Annotated in this window: 23 protein-coding genes and 1 pseudogene; 5 read left to right on the forward strand and 19 right to left on the reverse strand. The window is 67.3% G+C overall.

The window, feature by feature from the left end:
• Nucleotides 1-80: 80 nt before the first annotated feature.
• From TRD_RS11380 to lpdA, 4 genes are all read right to left on the reverse strand, one after another.
• A complete protein-coding gene (locus TRD_RS11380; RefSeq protein WP_012643180.1) occupies nt 81-1,184 on the reverse strand; it encodes a type I phosphomannose isomerase catalytic subunit in 1,104 nt (367 codons plus the stop codon).
• A complete protein-coding gene (locus TRD_RS11385; protein WP_012642468.1) occupies nt 1,181-1,642 on the reverse strand; it encodes a hypothetical protein in 462 nt (153 codons plus the stop codon). Before TRD_RS11385 ends, TRD_RS11380 begins: the two co-directional genes overlap by 4 nt.
• A complete protein-coding gene (locus TRD_RS11390; RefSeq protein ID WP_012642712.1) occupies nt 1,639-2,913 on the reverse strand; it encodes a cation:proton antiporter in 1,275 nt (424 codons plus the stop codon). Before TRD_RS11390 ends, TRD_RS11385 begins: the two co-directional genes overlap by 4 nt.
• An 84-nt stretch (nt 2,914-2,997) precedes the next feature.
• Entirely contained in the window at nt 2,998-4,407 is a 1,410-nt protein-coding gene (gene lpdA / locus TRD_RS11395) for a dihydrolipoyl dehydrogenase (RefSeq protein ID WP_012642715.1), read from the reverse strand.
• Nucleotides 4,408-4,692: 285 nt separating this feature from the next.
• Between lpdA and TRD_RS14385 the strand changes: the two genes are divergently transcribed.
• Nucleotides 4,693-4,995 (forward strand): SWIM zinc finger family protein, encoded by a 303-nt coding sequence (locus tag TRD_RS14385; RefSeq protein WP_081433489.1) that lies wholly within the window; start codon nt 4,693-4,695, stop codon nt 4,993-4,995.
• Here TRD_RS14385 and TRD_RS15015 read toward each other — a convergent pair.
• The 14 genes and pseudogenes from TRD_RS15015 to TRD_RS11450 all read right to left on the reverse strand — a co-directional run bounded on the left by TRD_RS15015 (nt 4,914) and on the right by TRD_RS11450 (nt 18,422).
• Complete coding sequence (locus tag TRD_RS15015; RefSeq protein ID WP_041437309.1) at nt 4,914-6,104, reverse strand: hypothetical protein; 1,191 nt, start codon at nt 6,102-6,104, stop codon at nt 4,914-4,916. The genes TRD_RS14385 and TRD_RS15015 overlap by 82 nt on opposite strands.
• A gap of 104 nt (nt 6,105-6,208) precedes the next feature.
• Nucleotides 6,209-6,952: an RNA polymerase sigma factor gene (locus TRD_RS13925; RefSeq protein WP_012642852.1), complete on the reverse strand. Its 744-nt coding sequence runs from the start codon at nt 6,950-6,952 to the stop codon at nt 6,209-6,211.
• Nucleotides 6,953-6,974: 22 nt separating this feature from the next.
• Entirely contained in the window at nt 6,975-7,568 is a 594-nt protein-coding gene (locus TRD_RS11410; protein ID WP_012643071.1) for a hypothetical protein, read from the reverse strand.
• A gap of 68 nt (nt 7,569-7,636) precedes the next feature.
• The gene (locus TRD_RS11415; protein ID WP_012642620.1) at nt 7,637-8,200 is read right to left on the reverse strand and encodes a hypothetical protein; all 564 of its coding nucleotides are present in this window, start codon (nt 8,198-8,200) and stop codon (nt 7,637-7,639) included.
• Entirely contained in the window at nt 8,190-9,980 is a 1,791-nt protein-coding gene (locus tag TRD_RS11420; protein WP_012642748.1) for a MauE/DoxX family redox-associated membrane protein, read from the reverse strand. The genes TRD_RS11415 and TRD_RS11420 overlap by 11 nt, the downstream gene beginning before the upstream one ends.
• A 28-nt stretch (nt 9,981-10,008) precedes the next feature.
• Entirely contained in the window at nt 10,009-10,503 is a 495-nt protein-coding gene (locus TRD_RS15390) for a methylamine dehydrogenase light chain (RefSeq protein ID WP_143714790.1), read from the reverse strand.
• A 55-nt stretch (nt 10,504-10,558) separates the two neighbouring features.
• Nucleotides 10,559-11,929, reverse strand: coding sequence for a hypothetical protein (locus TRD_RS11430; protein WP_012642461.1), 1,371 nt, complete (start codon nt 11,927-11,929; stop codon nt 10,559-10,561).
• 398 nt (nt 11,930-12,327) lie between these two features.
• Nucleotides 12,328-12,552: pseudogene (locus TRD_RS15395) on the reverse strand (hypothetical protein); the annotation flags it as partial.
• Complete coding sequence (locus TRD_RS11435; protein ID WP_012643131.1) at nt 12,549-13,760, reverse strand: hypothetical protein; 1,212 nt, start codon at nt 13,758-13,760, stop codon at nt 12,549-12,551. The gene TRD_RS11435 and the pseudogene TRD_RS15395, both read right to left, overlap by 4 nt.
• 29 nt (nt 13,761-13,789) lie before the next feature.
• On the reverse strand, nt 13,790-15,094 hold the full coding sequence (locus TRD_RS11440; protein ID WP_012643240.1) for a hypothetical protein: 1,305 nt from the start codon (nt 15,092-15,094) through the stop codon (nt 13,790-13,792).
• A gap of 60 nt (nt 15,095-15,154) precedes the next feature.
• On the reverse strand, nt 15,155-15,607 hold the full coding sequence (locus TRD_RS14725; protein ID WP_143714793.1) for a methylamine dehydrogenase light chain: 453 nt from the start codon (nt 15,605-15,607) through the stop codon (nt 15,155-15,157).
• Nucleotides 15,608-15,906: 299 nt separating this feature from the next.
• Nucleotides 15,907-16,326, reverse strand: coding sequence for a methylamine dehydrogenase light chain (locus TRD_RS15400; protein ID WP_143714794.1), 420 nt, complete (start codon nt 16,324-16,326; stop codon nt 15,907-15,909).
• Nucleotides 16,323-17,498 (reverse strand): hypothetical protein, encoded by a 1,176-nt coding sequence (locus TRD_RS11445; RefSeq protein WP_226980740.1) that lies wholly within the window; start codon nt 17,496-17,498, stop codon nt 16,323-16,325. The genes TRD_RS15400 and TRD_RS11445 overlap by 4 nt, the downstream gene beginning before the upstream one ends.
• 324 nt (nt 17,499-17,822) lie before the next feature.
• On the reverse strand, nt 17,823-18,422 hold the full coding sequence (locus TRD_RS11450; protein WP_012642553.1) for a hypothetical protein: 600 nt from the start codon (nt 18,420-18,422) through the stop codon (nt 17,823-17,825).
• Between the two features lie 301 nt (nt 18,423-18,723).
• On the opposite strand from TRD_RS11450, the gene TRD_RS11455 reads away from it, so the two are divergent.
• Nucleotides 18,724-18,927, forward strand: a complete 204-nt coding sequence (locus TRD_RS11455; protein ID WP_012642812.1) for a hypothetical protein — start codon at nt 18,724-18,726, stop codon at nt 18,925-18,927.
• Between the two features lie 1,272 nt (nt 18,928-20,199).
• Here TRD_RS11455 and TRD_RS11465 read toward each other — a convergent pair.
• Nucleotides 20,200-21,411, reverse strand: coding sequence for a hypothetical protein (locus tag TRD_RS11465; protein ID WP_041437314.1), 1,212 nt, complete (start codon nt 21,409-21,411; stop codon nt 20,200-20,202).
• 275 nt (nt 21,412-21,686) lie between these two features.
• Here TRD_RS11465 and TRD_RS11470 point away from each other — a divergent pair, with 275 nt between their 5' ends.
• The 3 genes from TRD_RS11470 (at nt 21,687) to TRD_RS11480 (ending at nt 25,206) form a co-directional block, all read left to right on the forward strand.
• Nucleotides 21,687-22,802, forward strand: coding sequence for a citrate/2-methylcitrate synthase (locus TRD_RS11470; RefSeq protein WP_041437720.1), 1,116 nt, complete (start codon nt 21,687-21,689; stop codon nt 22,800-22,802).
• Nucleotides 22,803-22,870: 68 nt separating this feature from the next.
• The gene (locus TRD_RS11475) at nt 22,871-23,779 is read left to right on the forward strand and encodes a type II secretion system protein E (RefSeq protein ID WP_012643292.1); all 909 of its coding nucleotides are present in this window, start codon (nt 22,871-22,873) and stop codon (nt 23,777-23,779) included.
• Between the two features lie 26 nt (nt 23,780-23,805).
• Nucleotides 23,806-25,206 (forward strand): sigma 54-interacting transcriptional regulator, encoded by a 1,401-nt coding sequence (locus tag TRD_RS11480; RefSeq protein WP_012643106.1) that lies wholly within the window; start codon nt 23,806-23,808, stop codon nt 25,204-25,206.
• Nucleotides 25,207-25,213 lie beyond the last annotated feature (7 nt).

Raw genomic sequence — 25,213 nt, forward strand, 5'->3', positions numbered from 1 at the left:
CGTCCGCCGGCTACTCGCGTTGTCAGCCTGGCCGGTCGGTCGCCGGTGAAAGTGCTGGGGTGCTCGCTGGCGAGGGAGCGCTATGAGCGGCGCTCACCAGGTTCGCTGGCTGCCAGTGCGTGCGCGAGGTCGCCGGTGTCACCGGCGAGCTGGGCGATCGCGGCCTCGTCGTAGCCAGCGGCGCGGAGGGGGATGACGATGTCTTGGCGCAGGTCGGGCACGCTGGCCGCCAGCACGGTCGCCTGACCAGCCACCGCGAGCGATGCGACGCTCGCGGGTACTAGCGCAGTCTCGCCGCGCACCAGGTGGAGTTCGTCTCCGTCGGTCTGGATCGCCAGTGTGCCCTCCAGGCAGGTGAGGATCGAGGGGGTCTGGCCCGGTTGGCGCGTGAACACACGTTTGCCAGCGATCGTCCAGCGCTCCAGGAGGAAATATCGGCAGGCAGCCAAGACGGTACGCCAGTCGTCGAGCGGAAGGGGTTGCGTCCGCTGAGCACGGCGCTCCGGGCGGAGGACAGCGAGCCCTTCCTCGATATGCAGGGGACGACCTCGACCTTGCGCATCGACGCGTCCCCAGTCGTAAAATCGGTATGTGATGTCCGACTGCTCTTGAATCTCGTACAGCAGGATCCCGGGGCCGATGGCGTGCAGGGTTCCGGCTGGGACGACGACCGTGTCCCCAGGCTGGACTGGCAAGTGCGCAAGGACCCGAGGCAGCTCGCCGGTTGCGATGTGGAGACGGAGAGCCGGGGGATCGAGCAGCTCGGCCAGTCCGACGATCAGTTCGGCTCCGGGTTCGGCTGCCAGGATGTGCCATGCTTCCGTCTTGCCGCGCTGCCCGAGCGCTGCGGCCTGCTCGTCATCAGGGTGAACTTGGACGGACAGCACATCGTCAGCATCGATCAGCTTGATCAGGAGGGGAAAGTCGCCGAACGGCTGACTGGCTGCCATGCCGCGCTGGCCCAAGAGATCTGCCCCGAATTGCGCGACGAGTTCGCGGAGCGTCAGTCCCGCCAGCGGGCCGCTGGCGACACGGGCTTCGTTCGCGGTCTCCCACGATTCGCCGATGCGCGCGCCATGCGGCAGCGATTTGCCGAGGTAGCGCGCCAGACGCTGGTCGCCCCAGGGGCGCTCGACCAGGACCGGTTCGAGGAGCATGGGCCGGGCGAGGAGCGCCGCGTTCATGGTGCCGGCTCGCCCTCCTTCCGCTGCCAGCGGTCGTAGAGGATGCCGAGTGTCAGGCCATACGCCAGGTGCCGCCAGACTTCTTGGAGGAACGGGACCGGCCGGTTGAAGGGCTCCAGGCGGCCAGCACGGATTTCCGGATGGACGCGATCGAGCAGCGCGACGATCGGCCAGAGTGCCAGATTCTCGGCGAGCGCGAAGAGCGATCCGGCGAGCCAACCAGAGAACGGAAACACACGCCGCAGGCGCCCGTAGAGGACACCGAGCGCTGCACCGTTGGCCAGGTGCATGAGCGTCCCGAGCAACGGCCAAAAGCGAGCTCCTCCCGGAAGCAGCCCGGCCAGGAGCCGGAGATCGTTGGTCCGTCGGCGCAGGACCGCGAGATCGACGGCCATAGCGAAAAGGAAAGCGACGGCACCGGCCAAACCAGCCAATGTGGCGTGACCGAGACCCCTCATGACGTGGCTCCCTCCACGTGCCCGGTGGTGGTGGCAAGTTCAGCCCGGCGCGCGGCGATCAGCGGGCGAAGCAACCAAACCAGGAGCGGTGGAGTCAGGAGGGTGGTGAGCATCGACATGACGACGGCGACCGAGAACAGGGGACGCTCGACCACGCCGAGCGACAGGCCGATCGAGGCGACGATGAGTCCGACCTCGCCGCGCGGCACCATGCCGAAGCCGACCACCGCCATCGAGCGCAAGGGAAAACCGATCGTCCCCAGCGCGGCTCCGAGCGCTTTGGTGAGCACGGCGACTCCGGTGACCGCGAGGGCGAGCCCGAGCGTCTCGCCTTGGAGGAAGAGCCGCGGATCGACGCGCGCACCCGTGACGACGAAGAAGAAGGGAACCAGGAACGTGTAGATCGGGAGCGCTTGTTCGTGCAAGTGGTAGCGCTCGGCGACCTCGGCCAACGCCATACCGGCCAGGAAGGCACCGACGATCGGGGCGAGACCGATCGTCGCGGCGATCGCCGCCAGGGCCAACATCAGCGCGAGTGCGACCACCAGCGGGGCATGCTCGAGCTGGAGCCGGTCGACCAGCGGGGGGAAGAGGCGCCGGACCACCAGCGCACCTAGCCCACCGACGAGCGCGGTGAAACCGAGTGCGAGGACCGAAACCCAGAGCACGCGCCCGAGTTCCAGTTCGCCCGAGACCGCGATCCCCGAGACGACGGTGAGCATGAGGAGTCCGAAGATATCGTCGAAGACAGCAGCACCGAGGATGATGCGGGCCTCGCGCGAGTCGAGGGCGCCGACATCGCGCAGCACGCGAGCGGTGATGCCGACACTGGTGGCGACCAGCACTGTGCCGATGAAGATCGACTCGATCGACGGGTAGCCCAACGCCAGCATGAGCACGGTTCCGCCGGCGAAGGGTCCGAGTACCCCGAGCACAGCGACCGCGAGCGACCGGATGCCGACACGGAGGAGATCGCTCAGGCGCGTTTCCAACCCGACGAAGAACAGGAGTACGACGACGCCCAGTTCGGCGATCGACTCCAGGGCGAGTGCGAGACCCTCGCGTGCAGCCTCGCGATCCTCATGAAACAATTCCAGGATTTCGTGACCCGGGACACCGATCAGGCCGAGCGCGAAGGGGCCGATCAGGATCCCGGCGAGCAGTTCGCCGATCACCGCAGGCTGGCGCATGCGGAGGAAGAGTTCCCCTGCGAACTTCGCGGCGAGAAAGATGATCAGGAGTTCGCTCAAGACCTCGACGATCGCGGTCATCGATGTCGCTCCCCGAACATGGTGATCGAATCCCCTTCACGCGCTCATTTATCGCCAGCTCGCCACGAGTCGAGTAGGCGTGCGTCAGATGTGGATGGCCAGGTTGTCGACCGCCAGCGCGGCCTCGCCGATCACCTCGGAGACGGTCGGGTGCGGGTGAACGGAGAGCCCGATCTCCCAGGGCGTGGCCTCGAGCAGTTTGGCCAAGGCGGCCTCGGCGATCAGCTCGGTGGCGTGATTGCCGATGATATGGACGCCGAGGATATCGTTCGTTTCGGCATCGGCGATGATCTTGACGAAGCCGTCGGTCTCCCCCTCGATGAGCGATTTTCCGTTGGCTCGGAAGGGGAACTTGCCGACTTTGATCGCCCGACCCTGCTCCTTGGCTTCCCGCTCGGTCAGGCCGAGGCTCGCGATCTCCGGATGGCAGTAGGTCACGATCGGGACACGGTGATAATCGAGGGGGAGCGGTTTCTCGCCGGCGATATGCTCGACGGCGATGATCCCCTGGTGCATCGCGGTGTGCGCCAGTTGCTGGATACCGAGCACATCGCCGATGGCGTAAATACCCTCGACGTTCGTGCGGAAATACTCGTCGGTGACGATGAAGCCGTCCCTGGTGCGGACCCCCAGCTCCTCGAGCCCGATTTCCTCGATGTTCCCTTCGCGGCCGAGCGCGACGAAGAGCGCATCGGCCTCGATGACCTCTTCTTGCGTACCACTCTTGCGTACGCGCATCCGGACACCGCCCTCGGTGATATCGAAGTCGTCGGCGGTCGGGCGGTAGTCCGGAACGATGCGGATCCCCTTGCGCTGGAAGGCTCGGACGAGCTGTTGTTGGACTTCCTCGTCCTCGTTGGGGACGATACGTCCCACCAGCGTGACCTCAGCCCCGAAGGCGTGCCAGACCGTCGCATGCTCGACACCCGTTGCGCCGCCCCCGCGGATGATGACGCGCTTGGGGTACCAGTCGATCTGTGCCGTGGTGTGGTCGCTGTTGAGCACGCGGACGCCGTCGAATGGGATGCCAGGGATCGCTCGTGGCCGAGAACCAGTGTCGATCACGATCGCACGCCCACGCAGCTCCTGGGGCTGGCCCTCGGCACCGTTGACCAGGACAGTGCGATTCCGGGTCAGCCGGCCGACTCCCTGGATGAGCGTGATGCCGTGCTTGCGGAAGAGGAAGTGGATCCCCTTGTGGAGCTGCTCGACCACCTGCTGGGCGCGCCGGAAGGCGGTCGGATAATCGCCCGCGACCTCACCGACGATGACGCCGAACTCCTTGGCCCGACGCGCTTGCTCGAGGAGTTCCGCGCTCTTGAGGAGCGCCTTGCTCGGAATGCAGCCCCGGTGCAAGCACGTCCCGCCGACCTTGTCCTTCTCGACGACAGCGACCTTCAGGCCGAGTTGGGCAGCGCGAATCGCTGCGACGTAGCCGCCGGTCCCTCCACCGAGGAATACGACGTCGAACTCCTGGCGCTGTTCGACGGTCATCCCGTCCTCCTTCGGTTCGCGACGGATGAAGACCCTCCTCCGGCAAACCGGAGGCTGTCTGTGGGCAGTATAGCAGGGAAGCCCGGGCGTACCGCGATGTCAGCAGCCCGGTGTCGCTGAAGCGAGGAGCGAATCCCGAAGCCAGAGCGCTCGCGCGACGAACCCGCCCGTGCACGGAGACGGCGCACTCGCTCGCCGGTCTCCGACGAACCGAACGGGCGACCGAGCCGACCTGTGCTACACTTGCCGAGGGCAAGAGATTGACAGAACATGTAGCGAGGCACGATGCAGGAAAATTCAGGAAAAGCACTCGCGAGTTGGCGCGAAATCGACCTCGCCATCTGGCAGCGGATGGCCGAACGCGCCCGTAAGGAAGGGGTGCGCGCCTACCGGCTGAACGGCGACCCGCGTCACTGGGCCGTGACGAGTGCGAGCCGGTCCGGTGTGGCCTACGAGGTGACGATCCTCGACGACGAGCTCCTCTGCTCTTGTCCGGGTAGCGCCTACTACCGGTACTGCAAGCACCGCGCGCTGGTCCTCGCCGAGCTCGGTCTCCTCGATCCGGAGTTCGGAGTCGAGGCGGCCTGAGCGGGCACTGGCTCGCCCGATGAGGGTTCTTCCTCCCCAGCGAGGCGGCGCTGTGCAGCGGCGAGTTCGCCAGTCAGGGCGGGCTGTAGCCAGCGGAACGCTGTCTGCGGCGCGACTCCTGAGCCGTACAAGAGCAGCAGGTACATGATGCCGAAGATCGGCAGGTGGCCGAGCAGCTCCACCGGCGGCAATAGCGGTACCGTGAGATTGAACGGAACCCACATCGCGAGGATCACGACGCGGGTGAGGACACCGGTGATGAGCAGGATCCCGATGGTCGCCTCGACGACACCCGCAAGGTCACCGAAGAAGCGATCGGAGACCCAGGTCCAGCCGAAGAGACTGTGGAGGACGTTGAAGTGCGGGTACTGCCGGAGGAACGCGCTGCTCAGTTCGGGGTTGAGGAGCTTTTCGGAGAAGGCGACGATGACCAGCGCGAGACCGGTGAGTAGCCGGAGCGCTGTGACCGCGTGCCGCTCGTAGCGCGTGAAGCGGACGAGATACTTGGCGACGCCGAGCGGCGGAACCGTCTGGCCGAGCACGAGCAGGACGAGCGCGATGCCGAGATAGTGCAGCTGCTCGAGCACAGCGACCGGCGGGAAGACAGCGAAGGCCGCCAGGTAGACGAGCAAGAGGAGAGCTGCGCCAGCCCGGTCGAAAAGGGCAGTAATGAAGGTGAAGGCGACGATGACGGTCGCGACCAGTAGAGCCCATCCGAGGAGCGAGTTCGGGAGTTCGAGCGACGGTACGAAAAGTTCTCGCTGATACGCGAACCAGACGAGACTGATACCGGCGTGGAGGGCGAGGACGCGGGTCGCGCAGGGTTCCATGCTGGCGAGGAGCGGCGGATTCGGCCAGTGCGGCGTGCCCAGGGCCCGCTGGAGAAGCCGGAGTCCCGCCCAGAGGAACGCACTGAGGCCGATGACCGCCAGCGTCGGCCAGCGCCAGAAGAGCTCCCACTGCGGCGAGCGAAGCTGGAGGCCTTCCGGCACGAACCAGCGGACATGCGCCGATGCCGGCGCCGGACCGAGGGCGACCAAAGCGCAACCGAGCAGAAGCAGCCACCGGGTGTGAGGAGCCTGTCGACGTGGCCAGTGCAGGCGATCCATCGCCACATCCGGGTCGTCCGACCGTGCGTGGAGTGTAACATGTGACCTGGTAGAGGGAACTACCACTGTGCCACCGGCTCGACACGCCCGGAGCGCTCGGCCGTTCAGGAGGGAGCGGGGGCACCACCGGTGCCACCCGTTGGGTCTCGTTGGGCGAGCGCCTGCCGCAGTCGCACGAGCGCACGGTGCGCGCGGCGCTGGGCGGCGGTGGGGGAGATACCGAGGAGGTCGGCGATCTCGTCGAACCCGAGCTCGGCCTCCCAGCGGAGGTAGAGGATCTCCCGGTCACGGTCGCGGAGCTTCGCCAGCGCCTGCTCCACGAGCAGGCGGTCGGCCGACCAATCCTCGGCGGCTCGGGGGCAGGCCTCGCGGAGTACACGGCCGAACGCCCGATACTCCAGCTGTTGGGCGCGCAACCAGTCGAACCAGCAGCGCTGGGCGATCCGGTTGAGCCAGGTGGTCAGCGCTGCGCGGTCGCGCAGCTGGGCGCGAGCTGCCCAGGCGCGCGCGAACGTTTCCTGGATCAGGTCGTCATGGAGGGAAGGCGGCACACCGAGGCGGCGCAAGTAGGCTCGCAGGTGTTCCACATGCTCGCCGTAGAGACCAGCGAAGAGGGTGTCGTCGGGAGCGCTTCGGGACGGGGATTGCTCTGGCTGAGCGGGCTCGGCGGGATCAGGGGGTTCCTGCGGTGGCCGTCTCCGGCGGCCGGCGTGGAGCAGCGGTGGCGGTATCCGGTGGAGGAAGAGGTGCGGTGGTGCCGGCCGGTCGTCGAGGAGCAGGTAGCCGAGCGACGGGAGGACGAGGAGCAGGACGAGACTGAGCCGGGCTGGAGTCACGCTGGACCGCATAGCTCGGTTTCCTTCTCTCCGGTCAGGGGGGCGTACGCGCAGTGTACAGCAGGAGGCCTGCACAGACCAAAGCCAGAGCCACTGGTCCCGCTCGTGCCAGCCGCTGCAGGTTCAGGACACCGAGCGCACCCACCGGGCAAGGAGGCCGCCACAGCGCATACGCCGCTCCGGCAGTGACGAGACCGCGCGCGAGGCCGAACGCGAGGAAGAGGGCTGCACCCTGTACGAGGTCGCGTGACAGGAGCGTAGCCAGACCCAGGCTGACGAGCTGGAGCGTCGGCCAGCGGGTGGTGAAAGCGGTGCCGAGCTCGAATCCCCAGGCTGCGCTCGCGAAGAGGGGACCGCACTGGAACCGTGCGGGCGGGACCTGGCGCCAGACCGGGCCCCGCCAGCCGGTCACCATCTCGGCCATCGCGAGGGCGGTGACCACTGCGGCGAGTAGGACTGCCGGGCGCTGCGTGGTGACCACAGCTGGCAGGAGCAGCGTGCCGAGCAGTGCGAGCGTCCCGCCGGTCAGCGCACCGCCGGCGCTGCTGGCCAGTACGTGGAGGAAGGCGGTCGCCACGGCGTACCGGCGTGGTCGCTCTGCCATGGTCGGGCCGAGCACGTCGACCATCGAGTACCCTCAAGGCGACCAGAGTGCGGAACACCCGCTGGCCAAGGCGAGCGGGACGAGCCAGAGAGTCATGACTTTCCCACCGTGTCGACCGGGGGCTGCAGGAGCACGCTGACGATCTCCGGGACTTCCTCGACGCTCCGGAGGACCCCGCGTCCCCGCAGGTGACCACGCTCGTCGACGACCGCGAGGCTCGGGAAGCTCGAGAGACCGAGTGCAGCCAGCGCTGCCTCGCCGACGAGGTGTGGCACGCGCGCTGCACCCACCGGTGCATCGCTTTCCGGGACAGCGAGCACCATGAGCGTGCCGCGCTCGGCGAGTGAGGCTGCGAGCGTTTCCAGTCGTTCCCAAAAAGTCGCGCACGGTGGGCAGCGCTGACTGAGAGCGAGGACGACCGCTGGTGCCGCCGGGGGTACGCCGAGGATCAGCTGATCGGACGCGGGGCCAGCCAGCGCGAGCGGCGGGACCGGCTGGCCGAGACGCGCCCGCTCGCGTTCGGCCTCGACCGTGCTGGCGACGACCTGGTGAAGCGCTTGGAGGCGCTGGGCCAGCCGGGCGAGGACCACTGCCAGCCCGAGGAGAGCGAGCCAAGCGCCGAGCAGGCTGGTCGTGACGGCCCACTCAGGCAGCATGCCGCGGCTCCGTCCCCGGCGAGAGCCGGCGCAAACTGGCCGCCGCGGCCACGAGGCGCGACACCGCGAGCACTGCCAGCAGCAGGCCGGCGGCGATGGCGAGATCGGGCGGGGACGGCGCGGCCGTCGCTGGCCAGCCTACCGCGACGAGCGCGAGCAGGACCAGGTTGCGGAGCACGGTGGCGCGGCCGAGCTTACTGGGCACCAGGTTGCCGAAGCAGGAACAGTCCGCACCCGGCGCACGCCGGGCTCCGACGACGGCGAACGCGGTGAAGGCGAGGAGAGCGGTCGCGGCGAGCACGAGCCCAGCGCGCTGGGTGCCTGGTAGGAGCAAGAGGACTCCGGTGAGGAGTTCCAGCGCGACGGTTCCGAGCGCAGCCGGGCGAGCCCAACGGCGGAACCGCGGCAAAACGGTCGCGACCAGGTGCGCGAGACGCCCGAGGGAGACGATCTTGCCCAGCGCGGCGACGAGGAAGGTACCGGCGAGCAGGGCGGTCGCGGTGCCGGCGAGCGATTCGGGAAGGTGCCGGAGCAGGCCAATCGCGCCCAGCGGTGCAGCTGTGCCCGGGGAGAACGCCGGCCAGTGATAGTAGGTGACGTACGCAAACTCCAGGTAGAGCCCGCAAGCCAGCGGTGCCGAGAGTGTCCCGCTGTCGAGCGGGAAGCGCCACAGGCAACCCTCGGCTATATCAGCGAGGTACACGGCGTGCTGCGCCGGGTCAGAACCGACCAGGTGCCAGCGGTAGGGGAAGCCCTCCTCCGGAAGCCGGTGCGTCGCGGTCAGCTGCCAAGAAGCAGCATCGATGGCCAGTAGCTCGGAGGCTTCCGTGGAGAACGCGACCAGCCAGTCACCGGCGAGTGCCACGAACTGCGCTGCCAGATCGCGGGTGAGCGGCGGGTCGGCGGAGCGGATCTCCAGCGTGCGCGGATCGAGGATCAGGCGTGCGAGGTCGTCAGTGACCAGCCAGAGCTGGTTGCCGACCAGCACGGGGGCTGCGAGACCGGGCGCCATGCTCGGCGCGCTCTGCCCGCGTACCGGCAGGTAGGCGGTGATCAGCCGCGGGATGGCCTGCTGGGCGAGCACTCGGCCGGTCTGCGGGTCGAGGGCGAAGACGTCCCCCAACGAGTTGGTCCACTGCGGCAGGACGGAGCGGTTGACCACGAGCAACCGCTCGCGGCTGGGGAAGAGCCACACGTAACTGGTCCCGCCCAGGCCCTTCGCCCAGGAAGCCCATGTTCGCTTCTCCAGATCGTAGGCGGTGACGATGAGCTGGGGGATGGGACCGCTCCCACCGTAGAAGGCGAGCGCGGCCAGCTTCCCGTCAGCGGAAAAGGCGGCCGAGGCGAGCCAGGGGTTGGCCAGCAGTTCCGGCTCGCGGGTCGCCAGGTCAGCGAGCGGGGGAGCCTGCAGCCCGAGCGGCAGGACGGCCTCCAGCGTCCAATCGGGGAGCGAGCGGATCTCGAGCACCTGGCCGGCCAGCGTATCCGGCTCGCTGCGCACGACCGCTGCCCGGCGACCGTCCGGCGAGAGGGAGATCTCCCGGTAGGCCCGGTCCGGGTGGGGCACCCGGTTCAGCTCGGCGCCGGTCGTGAGGTCGAGGATGGCGATCTCCGTCCCCGCTGGGCCAGCCAGCGAGACTAAGAGCGCCTGGCCCGGGGGAGCAGCAACGGCCAGCCGGTCGCGTGCCGCCAGCGCCGCCCCAAGCGCGAGCAGGAGGACGAGCACGAGCGCGGCACCAGCACGCGGGCGTGCCCAAGCGCGCATGTCGGATCGTTGCATCAGGGGCCTCCTTTCGCTCGGCCAGAGCTCAGCAGGTTCCGACGAGAACCGCTCGCGTGCACACGACGCTGCCTGTTCCACACCAATTGTTTTGAGGTCGTCCGTTCGCGCATCGGTATCCCGTCGGACATGGCGGCGCGCTTCCGGTCGTGCAGCAGTCGATGTACCGGACGATGAACGCTCGGTTCCGCCGTGTATCGTAACAACACATGTACCATGAGCTCGTACCACTGACCGTTCCAGGCGGGCAGCTGGAGTCGCTCCCGCCCAGACAGGAGCAGAGACAGCCCCGCTGGTTGCAGCGGAACCAGTCGCTGCAGCTCTGCGCGCTGGCGGGTTCCGGGTCGAAGAGGAAAATCCCGGTCGCGAACATGGCGCTGAGCGCACGGCGCAACCACGAGCGTCGGGTGGGCCCGCCGCTAGGCGGTGTGTGGGCTGGGTGGCTCACCCGCGCTTTCGGTGGGGGCTCGGATCCTGTCATGGTCGGCGCTATCCTTTCGGGACTCTCACTCTCTTGACGCATGAGCAGGTCTCTCCCAGACAGCCGGTCGGCGGTCTCTCCTCGACCGCCTGGCGGCTTACGGTGTCTCCGCGTTGCTGACTGGCCACCCTTCGGTCGAGTGCGGCCAGCCGGCGGCGAGCCCGCAACGTAAAGGCTCGGAGAGCGTCCCCTGGTCGAGCGAGAGCTGGTAGAGACACCCGTTGCTGGTCGCGGTAAGCCAGAGAACGCCCCGCTCGAGATCGGTCCCGACTGGCTGCCAGAGGTTCTCGGGAAGCTGGGGAAGCGGATAGGCCCGGTCGAGCGACCACCGCACGAGGTCGAGTATGATGACCTCGTCGTGGCCCACCAGGGCTGCCCGGTCACCCACGACGCTCGCCCGCCAGCCGACGCGGCGCGATTCCGACAGTGCTGGGTAGCGGGCGTGGACTGCCAGCGTCTCCGCGTCCAGGACGAAACCCTGGAGGTCTTCGGTCACGACCACCAGCTGGGGACCCCACAGGGCTGGCGGCAGCGCGCTCGGGTAGGTGACGAGGGTCGACTCGTGCCGCGCTGGCTTGGCGGTCCACTCGAGCGGCGCGAGTTCCTGTCTGGCTTCGATGCGACCGGTCGCCGGATCGACCAGGAGGAGCGAAGCGACGGTCGGTTGCCGGGGCGACGAGATCCCCGAACTCATGACGACGAGCTTGTCGGGTAACGCGAGCAGGCTGGCAGCTTGCGCACCGGGTAGGGGAAGCGCCCAGTTGGCCCAGCTGCCAGCGGCCAGGTCGAGCGTGGTGATCCAGGTGACGAAGCTGCCGCCTCCCCCGGGGAGGCTACCGGTCGTCGAGGTGAGCCAGGCGGCAGCCCACTTGCCCGAGGGGGCGATCACCATCCGCTGCAGGACGGGAGGCTCCGTGGCTGCCGCTGGGAACTCTCGAGCCAGCGCGCGGACCGGGGGAATCCCGGAGTCGAGCGGCAGCACTGTTGCGAGCGACCAGTCGGGTATGCGCCGGACCTCGAGCCGGTCCCGCCACGTCTCACCAGCCAGTTCGCGCCGTTTGAGGACGACGAGGTCACCAGCGGGCGAGAGTGCAGCTGCGCTCACGTCGGAGGCATCGGAGTAAGAGTCGACGACTTCACCGGTCGAGAGATCGAGGAGCACGAGCCGGCTCCCGAAGATGCCAGTCATGGCGTCAGCCGGTTCGGCTGCGAACGTTAGCAGTCTGGGTCGAGACTGGTCCGGTGCCCCGTTGCCCGCGGTGTTCAGCAGGCCCGCCGGTGATCGGGGGACGGCGAGCGCGAAGACGAGGAACAGGCTGACGGCCAGTGCAGCGGCACTCGCGGTGATGGCGTGTCGAGGGTGCCGGAGGGCCACACCGCTGACCATTGCGGTGGTGAGGCGTTCGAGCAAGCTGTGACGGCTGCCGTAGCCGGTGCGATGCGGGTGCGCGCGGGTGATGTCGGACACGGTCCACTCTCCTGGCTCGTCTTCACTCTTCTAGACGGTCCGCGCTGCTGGCTGCAGACAGCTGCCAAATGGGCAGACGGCCAGGATCCCCGTGTCCCTGCCCGGGCTGCTTGCGTTCGCCCGCCGTGGCCGGTCGCTGGGACAACGCTTCGATGGCGGCACTGGGCTTGGACGGCTCGGACGGAGTGCGAGCTTTTCTCCGCACTCAGCAGCGCGCCTCGACGAGCGTCTGGGTACAGACGGCACACTGTCCGCTGGAACACCAGTGCGGTTGCGGGCAGTTCCGTGCACAGGCACAGCTGCTGGGGCACCCATCGAAAGGGTTGGGGCATTTCGACTCGCCGGTGCGCAGTGGTCGACAGCAGTCGCGGTACTGAACGAGCCAGAGGCGGCCGCTGGCATCGCGACAGCAGGACCACCACGCGCGCGGGGGTGCTTCCACTGGAGCAGGCGGTATCGCTCCCGCCTCGGCATGTGCAGCGGCAGCCGCACAAGCCACAAAACCGCCAGTCGCTGCAGGAAAGTTGCCCGGGCGCGGCAGACGGCCGGATCCACCAGCTGGCTAGGGCCAGCAGGGTTCCGGTGACCGTTCGGACGAGAGTCCGCTGCGTCCGCACTGTCATGAGAGCGGTCCCGTCCGCGCGAAACGCCGCTCGTACAGGTTCAGGTCGAGACCGCAGCTCAGCGTGTCGCGCGTGCCGTCGAGTCCGAAGCGGTAGAGGCAGGCGCTACCCGGCTCGCTCGCGATCGGGTAACCCATGACCAGGACGTCGCCGGTCGTTGGGTCGGCACCGACGAGCTGCGTTCCGAAGAGGCCGGACAGCGGGAGGCGTGTCGCGATCGTAGCGCTAGCGAGGTCGACCATAACCAGCTCCTCCGTCTGGGTGAGTGCGATGACCCGGTCGTCGTCGAGCCAGGCGATCTCTCGTGCCAAGATCTCGGCCGAAATCGGAGCGCGATGCTCGACTCGTCGCAGTGTGGTGGGGTCGAAAACGAATAGTTCCAAGCGTTCCGTCAGGACGGCCAGCGTGTTCGTGCCCAGGTGAGCTCCTGTGACCGCCGGTACGCGTGCGGCAGCGGTGCCCGCGATCGGCGCGAATCCGGGCTCGGCCGAGCGGAGCACGACCTGCCCCTGCAGTGTCCCGGTGTCGGGATCGAGGCGATAGAGCGAGCCAGCTGTGTCGAAGTTCGCGACAGCGTTGTCGCGCGCGAGGACGAAGAGGTGGTTCGAGGCAGGGAGGAGGTACGCATAGTGCGCACCCGGAACCGGGAGGGCCCAACTCGCCCAGGTGCCACGCTCCAGGTCCAAAGTGGCGACCCAGAGGATCCACCAGCTGGAAGGTTCCGGCGCCATCGAGACGAACCCGACAGCGGCGTACCGGGCGTCCGGTGAGACCTCGGCTGCGTAGGGACGAGGAGAGTCGTCACCGAGAGCTGGAAAGGCGCGTCGCACTGCCTGAGCGGGTGGTATCTCCGAGTCGATCGAAAGCACATGGACGGTCGACCAACTCGGGAGGCGCGAGACGGTCACCCGATCGTAGGTGATGGAGAGAACGAGCCGGCCACCAGGATCGGCGGCGAGGATCGCCGAAGTGCCAGGCTGTTGGGAGACGATCTGGCCGCTGCGGGCGTCGAGTACGAGCGAGTGCGTAGCCGTCTGCGCGAGGATCAGTGCAGGCGCAGGCTCGGGACGGGCAGCCAGCCGATCGTTCGGACGCAGCAGTGGTGTCGCGGCGAGAGCAGGAAAGGAGACGATCAGGAGCACGAGAAGCTTGACGAGGGGGCGGGAGACCGGTCGGCCATCGGCGCGGCCAGTAAATTGAGCGAGCATCGGAGAACTCCTCTCTGGAACCGGTCTCTTCAGGGACCGCTCGAGCCTGCGAAGAAGACTGGCCAGCCGAACAGCGGGGCAGGATAGTCGACCAGGAAGCCGCACGCGAGCGGCGCGCTGAGACGACTCGTCGCCAGATCCAGGTGCCGCAGGCAGCCCTCGCGTGTGCCGGTCAAGAGCAACGTCTCCTGGTCGACCAGGCCGGCGGCGATCCACCAGGTCTCCGGCATCTGCGGCAAGGGGTGGGTGGCCAGCAGTCGCCACGACGAGATATCGATCACGCGCACTGCACCACCTCCGACGACCAGCCGATCTCCCGTGATGAAGGGTCGTCCGGCGGCGACGAGCCGGTCCGCGAGCGGTGGGTAGTGCGCGGTGACGGTGAGCGCACTGGGGTCGATGACGAACGCTTCCAGGTCGGTGGTCACCACCAACAGTTGGCCGTTCCAGAGAACGGGGTCGAGCGCGGTCGAGAAGGTGGCTTGCTCGTCGTCCGGTCCCTCTCCCAGCGGCTTGGCCGTCGTCGAAGCACTCTCCAAGGTCAGCTGGCCGAGCGCTTCGCCGCTCTGCGGGTCGAGCGCGACGACCGTGCCGACACTGCGCCGGCTCGAGGTCCGAAGCTCGTGGCCGAGCACCAGGATACGGTCGGGAAGGGCGACGAGCGAAGCTGCCTGGCTCGAGGGGAGCGGGGAAGCCCATCCCGCCCACACAGCACGCTCGAGATCCACCATGGTCACCCACACGAGCTGGCTGGATGGACCGTCGGGCTTGGGCGTTATCAGCGACCAGAACGCGACGGCAGCCCACCGTCCCTGCGGTTCCGCTGCGAACGCGAGGAGCGTCGGGTCAGAGGCGCTGATCGAGGGGAAGCGCTCAGCGAGCACGCGGGCTGGCGGGATACTGGCTTCGATCGTGACAACGGACTCGATATCCCAGCCAGGAAGGCGACGGACCTCGAGCCGTGCGTGCGGCCCCGTGTGCTCGCCGGTGTAGAAGACGATGCGGTCGCCAGGCGAGACGAAAGAGGCGCTCAAGACCTCGGTCGAGTCAGCGACCGCGTGGCGGTCCAGAATCGCTCCCGATCGGGCATCGACGAGAACGAGTCCGGTCGTGCGGGCGGCCAGTCTCGGGTCATCGGTGGTGCCGACTGGGAGCAGAACCAGGGGACGGACGATCGCGTTCGGTGCGGCACCCAGATGGGGGAGCGAGCGCGACGGTACACCGATTCGGGTCAGGGATGCGGCGATGAGGCTGACTAGCAGGACAGCGCTCGAGGCGAGCAGTAGGCCGGTCGTCCGTCGCGGCGATACGGTCGGAAGCGTTCGGTCACGCATGGTCGACCTCCGAGCGTTGGCTCTCTGAGCATCCGGTTTCGGTTGGTACGAGGAGACCGATCAGCATTGCGACCACACCTGTGCGCGCGTGCAGTAGGCTGCTCGGGTCGACGGATTCGGACACCAGTTCTGGTTCGACGGGTACTGTCCGCAACTGTTGTTCTGGTTACAGGAGCAGCCGCTGGGGCAGGCCGGTCGCCGGTCCCGCGGACCGCAGCAGTCGAGGTAGCGGACGAGCCAGAGTCTCCCGCTGGAGAAGTAACAGGCCCACCACGCACCGCCTTCCTGAGTGCCCGAGGGGCAGGCGGAATCGCTGCCGCCGAGACAGGAGCACAGGCAGCCGCACATGCCGCAACGGTGCCACTGGCTGCAGGAGGTTTGAGCGACGAGGTCCTGCTCGTCCCGCAGCAGGGTCCAGGTGGTGAGCAGGGCGGCGACCAGGCCTTTGAGCCAGGCGCGGCGCGAGCGTGGCCGCTTGGGCCAGTGGGCAGGTGGAGCCGGCGGGAGGGCCATGGGAAGCTCCTCGAGTCGATGCCTTTTCGATTCTTTTCGACGGAGTTCCCGCTGCGACGCAGACAGGTGGCGCTGGTTAGAGACGGACTCGGCGGGTCGTGTGGGAAGAATGGACACTGACCCTCTGGGCGCTTCGGAGCGTATCCTGCCCGCTGGGCCTGCCCGGGCTGGCGTCGTCGCCGGCGGAGCCGTCAGCGAGACAGGCAACAGAAAGCCGGCTCGTCGCGCGCTCGGCCGGGTCGATCGCGCTGGTCTCGTCCATCGACCGCCGGGAGCGGCTGTCTGTCACCGTCGTGCCTTCAACAACGCGCCTCGATCAGCGTTTGGGTGCACACGGCACACTGGCCAGTCGGACACCAGTGTGGCTGTGGGCAGTTTCGCTGGCAGGCACAGTCCGTGGGGCAATGGACCAGGGGGTCCGGACAGCGCGGCTCGTTGTGTCGGCGCGGGCGACAGCAGTCGCGGTACCGAACCAGCCAGAGTCGCCCGCTGGAGTCGCGACAGCAGGCCCACCAGGCCGAGCCAGGGCTGCTCCCGCTCGGGCAGCTGGCGTCGCTTCCACCTCGGCAGGTGCATCGACAGCCACAGAGGCCGCAGAAGCGCCAGTCACTGCATGAGAGCTGGGCAGAAGCCATCGGGGTAGCAGTGAGGTGTCCTGCGAGCCCCAAGAGGCTGCCGACGAGCCACCGGAACAGGTTTCGCCGGGTGCCTAGGGTCATGACAGCCCTCCCGTTGGGGCGAAGCGGCGCTCGTAGAGGTTGAGGTCAAGGCCGCAGGCCAGTGTGGTGCGCTCCCCGGTCAGTGTGAGGCGGAAGAGGCACGCGGCGGCCTGCAGACTCCTCTCGTCGTAGGCCAGGAGCAGCACGCTGTCGGTTGCGGGGTCGGCGCCGGCGAGCTGTTCGCCGGCAAGCCCCTCGAGGGAGAGGCGGGTCGTGAGGGTGCGCTCGGCCAGGTCGGCGATGGCCAGCGCATCGGTGTGCGTCAGTAGGGCTAGCCGGTCGGGACCGAGCCAGGCGACTTGCCAGGTCAGGATCGCCGCGCTGAGCGGTGGGCGCTGTTCGATCAGCTGGAGGGTCGCGGCGTCGAAGCGGAAGAGCTCCAGCCGTTCCGTCACGACGTCCAGCGTGCAACCGCTGAGTCGCACTCCAGCCACCGATGGGACACGCCCGCCGGGGCCGTCAGGGAACGGTGCAAATCCGGGGTCGGTCGAGCGGAGTTCGCGCTTCTGCAGGAGCGTGCCGCTGGCTGGGTCGAGCTGGTAGACCGACCCGACGGTGTCCAAGCGTGAGACCGCGTTGTCGCGAGCGACCACGAAGAGATGCTCGCTGCCGGCGACGAGGTAGGTGTACTGGGCGCCGGGTACGGGGAAGGCCCAGCTCGCCCAGGTGCCCCGCTCCAGGTCCAAAGTCGTGACCCAGAGGATCCAGGGGTAAGCAGGGGGTGTACCCATCGAGACGAGACTGACGGCGGCGTAGCGGGAATCCGCCGAGACTTGTGCGACGACCGGACGGGGCCATGCCTCGCGCAAGGCTGGCAGCGACTGGGCCGGCGGCATGGAAGGGCCGAGCGCGACGGTGTGTTCGACGGTCCAACCGGGGAAGCGATAAACGGTCGCTTCCTCCTCGGTCAGGGCCAGCACTCGCTCGCCAGTGGGACTCGCCGCCAGGACGGCTGCGCCGCCAGGATGGTCGGCGATCACCTCGCCGGAGCGGGCATCGAGCGCGACGAGGTGGGTGCTCGTTTGCGCGATCACCGTCGGGCGAAGCGGCTCCGGCTGGGTCACTAGCCAGGCAGTCAGGCGCGGCTGCTGAGAAGCGAGGAGCGCGGAGAGCGCGACCAGGAGCGCGCTCGCCAGCAGCCAGGCGGGTGGCCAGGGGATCGGTCGTCTCATCGTCCGGCTCGTGCCGCGGGCCAGCATCGGCATCCTCCTTGCGTCGAGTGAGCGTCTACGCGCATCTCACGCTTTTAGACGGGTGAGGAGCCGTCGCGCAGACAGTTTCAGGGGCGAGGCGCGCTGCACTGCAGGCCGCGAGCGGTCGACGCGGTCGTCGTCGACTCGGCGCGGGACGAGGCCGACGCGTTCTCTCTCGAGAGGCCGGGAGGGGACGCGAGAGCGAAGACCGGCCAGTTACTGCTCAGCCGAGGTTGGCGGCTCGTCTTCGCCCCGTAGCCGGCGTTGCACGCGAGCCAGCTCACTGATCAAGGCGGGGCGCAGTCAGCGGAGGACCGATCGTGGGGCGACGCTGGCACCGTACAAGAGGAGCAGAGACATGATGCCGAAGATCGGCAGATGACTGAGGAGGTCGATCGGCGGCAGGAGCGGGACGGTCAGGTTGAAGGGGACCCACATCGCGAGGATGACGACGCGCGTCAACACTCCTGTAAGGAGGAGAATGCCGATCGTCGCCACGACGATGCCAGCGATATCCCCGAACAGCCGGTCGGAGAACCAGGTCCAGCCGAACAGCGTCCCCACGACGTTGAAGTACGGGTACGCTCTGAGGAATGTATCGCCGAGTTCCGGGTTGAGGAGCTTCTCCGAGAAGGCGACGACGAGGAGCGACAGCCCTACCTTCACCCGCAACGCGCTGATGGCATGCCCCTCTTCGCGAGCCAGCGGCAGCAGGCGCTGCGCCGCAGCGACTGGCAGTACCGTCTGTCCCACGGCCGCCAGCGTGACGGCGATCCCGAAATACGGGAGCTGCTCGAGGACTGCTACTGGAGGGAAGAGGAGACACGCGGCGAGGTAGACGAGAGCCAGGAGAGCCGCACCCGCTCGGTCGAACCGGCCCGTCATGAAGGTGAAGCTGACCACGAGCACTCCCGCGAGCAGGTCCCAGCCGAGCGGAGAGGCGGGCCACGGTAACGGCGGGGCGAGGAGCTGGCGTCGAGAGGCGAACCAGATCAGGCTGATCCCGGCATGTAAGGCCAGGACGCGCGCCGCGCAGGGTTCCAGATGAGCCAGAAGGGGAGGGTTCGGCCAGTGAACGCTGCCGACGAGGCGTTAGAGCACGCGAAGGAGCAGCCAGAGGGTCAGGGAGAGCACGGTGACGCCGCGGGTGGGCCACCGCCAGCGCAGATCCCATTCCGGTACACGGGTATGCAGCAGCTCCGGCATGAACCAACGCACGTGCCTGGCAACGGTCATCGGCCAGAGCGCGATGATGCCGGCCGAGATCGGCAGTGACCAGTGCGAGGGTCATCTCCGCTGGTCGGCCGATCCTGCTGGGTTCGAGCGTTCGCTGCCTGGTGGCCTCTCCGTAACGAGCGGGCCCATCGTCAACGCTAGCTCAGCTGTTCTCCTTGCCGGGTTCTGCTGATCAGGCAGCGTGCGCGGCGAGGATGGCGTCGGAAACAGTACCGCAGACGGTCTCGCATGCGCCGGTGTAGTCCTGTCCGGCGCTCGTGGCATGGATGCTGTCAGACCCCTTCGCGCTGTGGTGCCAGTAAGGGAGGTACCGGCTCCGTCAAGGGATGTCCGCATTCGTCTCGTAGTGCTCGCTGGACGAGGGTGCTCAGAGGGTGCCCGGGGCTCGCTCATGAGGTTGCCGGGACGACCTCCGAGCTCGATCCGAGTACGGGCTCTGGCGTCTGTCGGAATCGAGATCGATGACGTCGGAGTCCTCCATTTTAACGACCGCGAAGAGTCACCGACGCGCACCCAACTGGAAGCGGTCCAGCGCGAGCGCGCTCGAGCGCGTGCGCTTCCGGACAGGCTGGTCCGGCTCGTCGCCGAGGCACCAGCAGCGGTGGCGAGAGGGTTCCTGAGTACACCGGTCTCGGATCTGGTACGAGAGGAATCCGAGCAGGGCGGAATGGCAGGCGACCATCGCCGTGAGAGTCGTGCCTGCCTGCAGGATGCTCGGCTGGGGGCGAGCGACGGCCCCTCACCAGCGCGCCGCAGCTAGCCAAAGCGCGAGGATGCTTCCGTCAGCCTCGGCAGGTTCCATTCTTGGCGGAGCGACGGTGATGGCGGTCGACGTCAGTGATGGCGCTCGCTCCGTACGTCTGGTCACTCCTCCAGACAGGCCTCGTCGCTCGGTGCAGGCAGGTCGCGAGCGCAGGGGAGGACGGACGCTCGTTTCGGCTGGGCGCACGAAGGACGCTCGTCGCTGCTCGTCGGCCGGAAAGCGGGTCGGCGGGCCGGAACCCGGCTGGCAGCGGACGGGAGAGGTGTCCTCAGCAGGTCGCCCAGATCTGTGTCCGGGTACAGACGACGCAAGTTCCGGTGGAACACCAGGACGGTTGCGCATTGCCGCGGCGACAATTGCACGACACGGGGCAACCGCCGAACGGGCTGGGACAGGTGCTTTCACCAGGGCGGAGTGGCCGGCAACAGTCGCGATACCTTATCAACCAGTACCGTCCCTGCGTATCGCGGCAGCAGACGTACCAGGCGCCTCCGGCTGTGCTCCCACTAGGACAGGTCGAATCGCTGCCACCGCGGCAGGTGCAGCGGCATCCCCAGTGTCCACAGAACAGCCAATCCAGGCACGATCGCGCGAGACGTGGCTCAGCATCGACGAGCAGTGTACCGATGCCAGCGAGGGCGGCAGCGATGCGTCGGAGCCAGGAGCGGCGCGTAACGGGAATCACGGGAGACCTCCGACAGCATAGCGTGGCTCATACGGGTTCGTATCGAGACCACAGCGAAGCGTGTGGCGGTCGCCGCTCGACTCGATACGCTCGAGGCACGCTCCCCGGTCTTGCCAGGTCATCACCAGGGCAGCGTTGTCTTCAGGATCGAAGGCGACCAGTTCGTCGGCCTCGACCGGCTGGCGTGCGACGACTGCGTGCCGGTTCCGATCGACGACGAGGAGTTCATCGGTGTGGGTGAGCGCGACGACGCGGTTCGGGAGGATGAGGGTCTCGCGCGCGAGGATGTTCTCGCTGAGCGGTCGATGGTGCTCGACGAGACGGAGGGTCACTGGGTCGAGGACGAAAACCTCCAGCTGTTCGGTCACGACGACGAGACGCGCATCGCTGATGCGTGCTCCGGCGATCCCGGGCGCACGGGCAGCCTCGGTGCCGGCGATCAGGGCGGCGCCGGGAATCTCCGGGACGAGCGTCGCGCGGGCTCGCAGTGCCCCCGAAGCCGGGTCGAGGTGATAAACGGTGCCGATGTGCCCTCCTCGCGACAGCTGATTATCGTGGCTCAGCACCAGGAGACTTTCTGAGGTCGCGAGGAGCGTAAGATTCTGCGCGCCTGGAACAGGGAAGGCCCAGTCCGACCATCTCCCGGTCTTCAGGTCGAGGCCAGCTACCCAGATGACCCAGGGGAGCGTGTCGAAGAAGCGTGCGTCCGGCTTGGTCCCGTAGGAGGTGAAACCGAGTACCGCGAAGCGACCGTCGGGAGCGACTGCGGCCTGGAAAAGACGCGGTGGTTCCGCACCGAAGTCGGGGAACTGGCGAGCGAGCGCGGCGACCGGCGTGATCTCGGTCGTGAGCGGTATGCGGAACCGTTCCTCCCAATCGGGCAGGCGATAGACGTGGATGGCCTCACCGATTTGGGCCAGAACGGTGCGCGTGTCAGCGCTGACCGCGATGACAGCAGCCGCTCCCGGCCGCTGGGTGAGGACCTGGCCGCTCCGCGGATCGAGCGCGAGGAGCTCAGAACCGGTTTGGGCGATGATGGTCGTCTTGACTCCCTGCGAGAGGTCGGCCGATCCAGCGGAGAAGCGCGGCAAGGCGGCGAAGAGGAGTCCTGCCGCCAGCGTGACGACGACCACGAGGAGCGCAGCTGTCGGAACGAGCCCGAGCGGGCGGGTGGATCGATCGGCTGAGGTTCGAACAGCATCGAGCATCGGACGTTCCTCTCCTGACGGGAAACGCTGTTCGTCGTTCCACACTCTTTAAGACGGCTGACCGGTGGATCTGCAGACAACCGAGCCGACGAGGCGAGACGACCGCAGTCGGTAGAGCGATAGCCAGGTCGACCGCGCAGGGTCAGCGGCGGTCTGGCGACGAGCGGCGAACGGAGCTTCACAGGCTGTTCATGATGCGGTACAAGTGTGGTGGGCGTTCCAGCCTTGTCAAGGAACGTCCAGATTCGTCGAGTTGTGTGCGTTCGAGGAGGGTGATCATGGTGGCCCGAGGACTGGAAGGCGTCGTCGCCGGGACAACGCGACTGAGCTCGATCATCGACGGGACACTGGCGTATGTCGGGATCGACATCGACGAACTCGCGGCGAACGCCTCGTACGAAGAAGTGGTCTACCTTCTCTATCACGGGGAGTTGCCGACACGTACCCAACTGGAAGCGCTCCAGGGTGAACTGGCTCGCCAGCGCGCGCTTCCCGAGGGTGTCGTCCGGCTCCTCGCGGACGCACCACGAGTGGTGCCGATGGATCTCTTGCGGACCGCGGTCTCGGCGCTGGCGTGGTATGAGGTGGATCCGAACACCGTGGAACGGCAGGCGGCCATCGCCAAGGGGTTGCGCCTCGTCGCCCAGGTGCCGACCATCGTGGCGACCATCGGTCGGCTGCGCCGGGGCCTGGCTCCGGTGGCACCGCCAGCTGACGAGCCAAGCACGGCACGCGCCTTCTTGCGCACGCTGCACGATCGTGAGCCGAGCGAACTCGAAGTCGAGGCGATGAACAAGATCCTGGTGCTCCATGCCGATCACGAGTTCAATGCCTCGACCTTCGCGGCGCGGGTCGTGGCCGCGACACTGGCTGACATGCATGCCGCAGTCACGGCAGCGACCGCGGCACTCAAGGGGCCGCTGCATGGCGGGGCGAACGCTGCCGTCATGCAGATGCTGGAGGAAATCGGCACGCTCGATCGCGTCGAACCGTACATCACCGAAAAGCTCGCCCGTAAGGAGCGGGTGATGGGCTTCGGTCATCGCGTGTACAAGGGAGAAGACCCGCGTGCCAAGTGGCTCCGCGACCTCTCGCGCCGACTCGGGGAAGCACGCGGCGATCTCCGCTGGTACGAGCTCTCGGTGGCGATCGCCGAGGTGATGCAGCGAGAAAAGGGACTCTTTCCTAATGTCGACTTCTACGCGGCCTCGGTCTATCACTATTTGGGGATCGAGAAGGAGCTCATGACACCAGTTTTCGCGGCGAGCCGCATTGCGGGCTGGACGGCGCATGTCCTGGAGCAACAGGCCGACAATCGCTTGATCCGGCCGCGCGCCGAGTACGTCGGGCCGACGAACCGGCACTACGTGCCGCTGGAGCAGCGGGGCTGAGACGCATCAGTTCCGAGGACGAACGGCGGGTCAGGCGAGGCGATCCGGCTCTCGGGTATCCTTGACCCATGGAGCGCTGGAGGCGACCACCTGATCCGGAATTGACCGAGTTTCCCCCGGCCGATTGGTGGGGCCGCTACGGCGCACGCGCGACCGGCGACCTCTCGCTGGTCGATCTCGTGCGCCTGGGCAGCTTGGATGCCGCCACTGCCGCGTTCCTCTGGATCGCGCTCGAGCAGCGGGCGTCCGTCATCGTCGCAGCCCGCGAGCATGGGGCGGGGAAGACGACGCTGCTCACCGCGCTGGCTGACCTTCTTCCGGAGGGGACGACGTGCTACTACCTGCGCGGCTGGTACGAGCGGTTCGCCTTTGCCAGCGAGCTCGATCCTGAGAAAACCTATCTCCTCGTCAACGAGATCAGCGATCACTTGCCGATCTATCTGTGGGGGAAAGGGGTTCGACGTCTCTTCGCCCTCCTGGCTGGAGGCTGGCGGCTCGGGGCGACCGTGCACGCCCAGGGCGCTGACGAGGTACTCGCGTTGCTGAACAGCTTCCCGCTCGAGGTACCGGTCGAGCACTTGGTCGCGCTCGACTTGGTGGTGACGCTCGGTATGGGGGTGACGAGCGAGGGGCTGCTGCGACGCGTGGTCCGTGTGGAGGCGATACGCGCGCCGGAAAACCGCTCAACGATCCAGTTGCTCGCGCTGCGCGAGACACTGCGCTCACCGCTCGCGGTGTATCCCTCTGTTTTCTTGGAGACCTTGCACGACCGCTTCGGTATGCGGGTCGAGGTAGCCAGCCGCGAGCTCGCGCGACGGCAGCGGAGGATCGCGCGTTGGGTTGCGGAGGGACTCCGTGGGCGCGATGCCTTCCGGAACGTGCTCGCTGCAGAGCGCCGGCATTCGACAGAAGGAGTTGACGGGTTGCCGGCTCGGAGTAGTATTGAGGAAGCACTCCACCACGACGAGGTCGACTAACTGGGAACGACGATCGAGGAGCCAACATGGAGAGACCACGAACGTTAGGCGAGCTGCGCGAGAGCGGCTACCGCGTCCTTCCCGTTCGGGAAGAAATGCGCAAGAACCTCATCGCCAAGATTCAGGCAGGTGAACCGATTTTCCCTGGAATCATCGGGTACGAGGAGACGGTCATCCCACAGGTGGAGAACGCCATTTTGGCTGGGCAGGACATCATCTTCCTCGGTGAGCGCGGCCAGGCCAAGACGCGCATGGCGCGTCTGCTCGTCAACCTTTTGGACGAGGAGATTCCGATCGTCGCGGGCAGCGAGGTGAACGATAACCCGTTCGACCCCATCTCGAAGTACGCGCGGGATCTCATCGCGGAGATGGGCGACGAGACGCCGATCGCTTGGATCCGGCGCGAGGAGCGCTACGCCGAGAAGCTGGCGACGCCGGACACGACGATCGCCGATCTGATCGGTGAGGTCGACCCGATCAAAGTGGCAGAGGGACGTTATCTCTCCGACGAGCTCACGATCCACTATGGCCTGATCCCGCGGACCAATCGCGGCATCTTCGTCATCAACGAGCTTCCCGACCTGGCGGAGCGGATCCAGGTGGGGTTGCTCAACATCATGGAAGAGCGTGACGTGCAGATCCGGGGCTATCGCGTGCGACTCCCGCTCGATGTCTTCGTCGTCGCCAGCGCCAATCCGGAGGACTACACGAATCGCGGGCGAATCATCACCCCCCTCAAGGATCGCTTCGGGGCGCAGATCCGGACCCATTACCCGCGGACTATCGAGCACGAAATCGCGATCATGGAGCAGGAGCGGATGCCGGTCGAGGTGCCCGGCATCACGGTGACGGTGCCGCAGTACATGCGCGAGATCGTCGCCGAGATCACGCACCTCGCCCGCCGGAGTCCGGATATCAGCCAGCGCTCCGGTGTCAGCGCGCGTATGTCGGTGGCCAATTACGAGACACTGATCAGCAATGCGGTCAAGCGGGCTCTCCGCTTGGGCGAGAAGCACGCGGTGCCGCGGATCAGCGACTTGCCGGCGCTCGTCGCCTCCACGCTCGGGAAGTTGGAGTTCGAGACGCTGGGCGAAGTGCAGGAGGATCGGATCATCGAGAAGTTGATCAACGGGGCAGTCGTGGCGACTTTCAATCGCTACTTCTCGGTGCGAGACTTCGATGATCTCATTCTCGCCTTCGAGAACGGCTTGACCGTGGAGGCCTCCGATCTGCAGCCAGCGATGCGGTATGTTCATCAGGTCGCCCATATCGAGAGTCTGCGGCGCGCCACGCAGCGGCTCGGTGCAACGGGGGACCCTGCGCTGGTCGCGGCAGCAGTCGAGTTCGTGCTCGAGGGACTGCACCTGAACCGGCGCGTGAACAAGGAGCGAGCCACCGGAGGTGGTGCGGCCCGCTACCGAAGCTGACGACGAG

Origin of the sequence: Thermomicrobium roseum DSM 5159, from assembly GCF_000021685.1 — a bacterium.
Taxonomy (GTDB): Bacteria; Chloroflexota; Chloroflexia; order Thermomicrobiales; family Thermomicrobiaceae; genus Thermomicrobium; species Thermomicrobium roseum.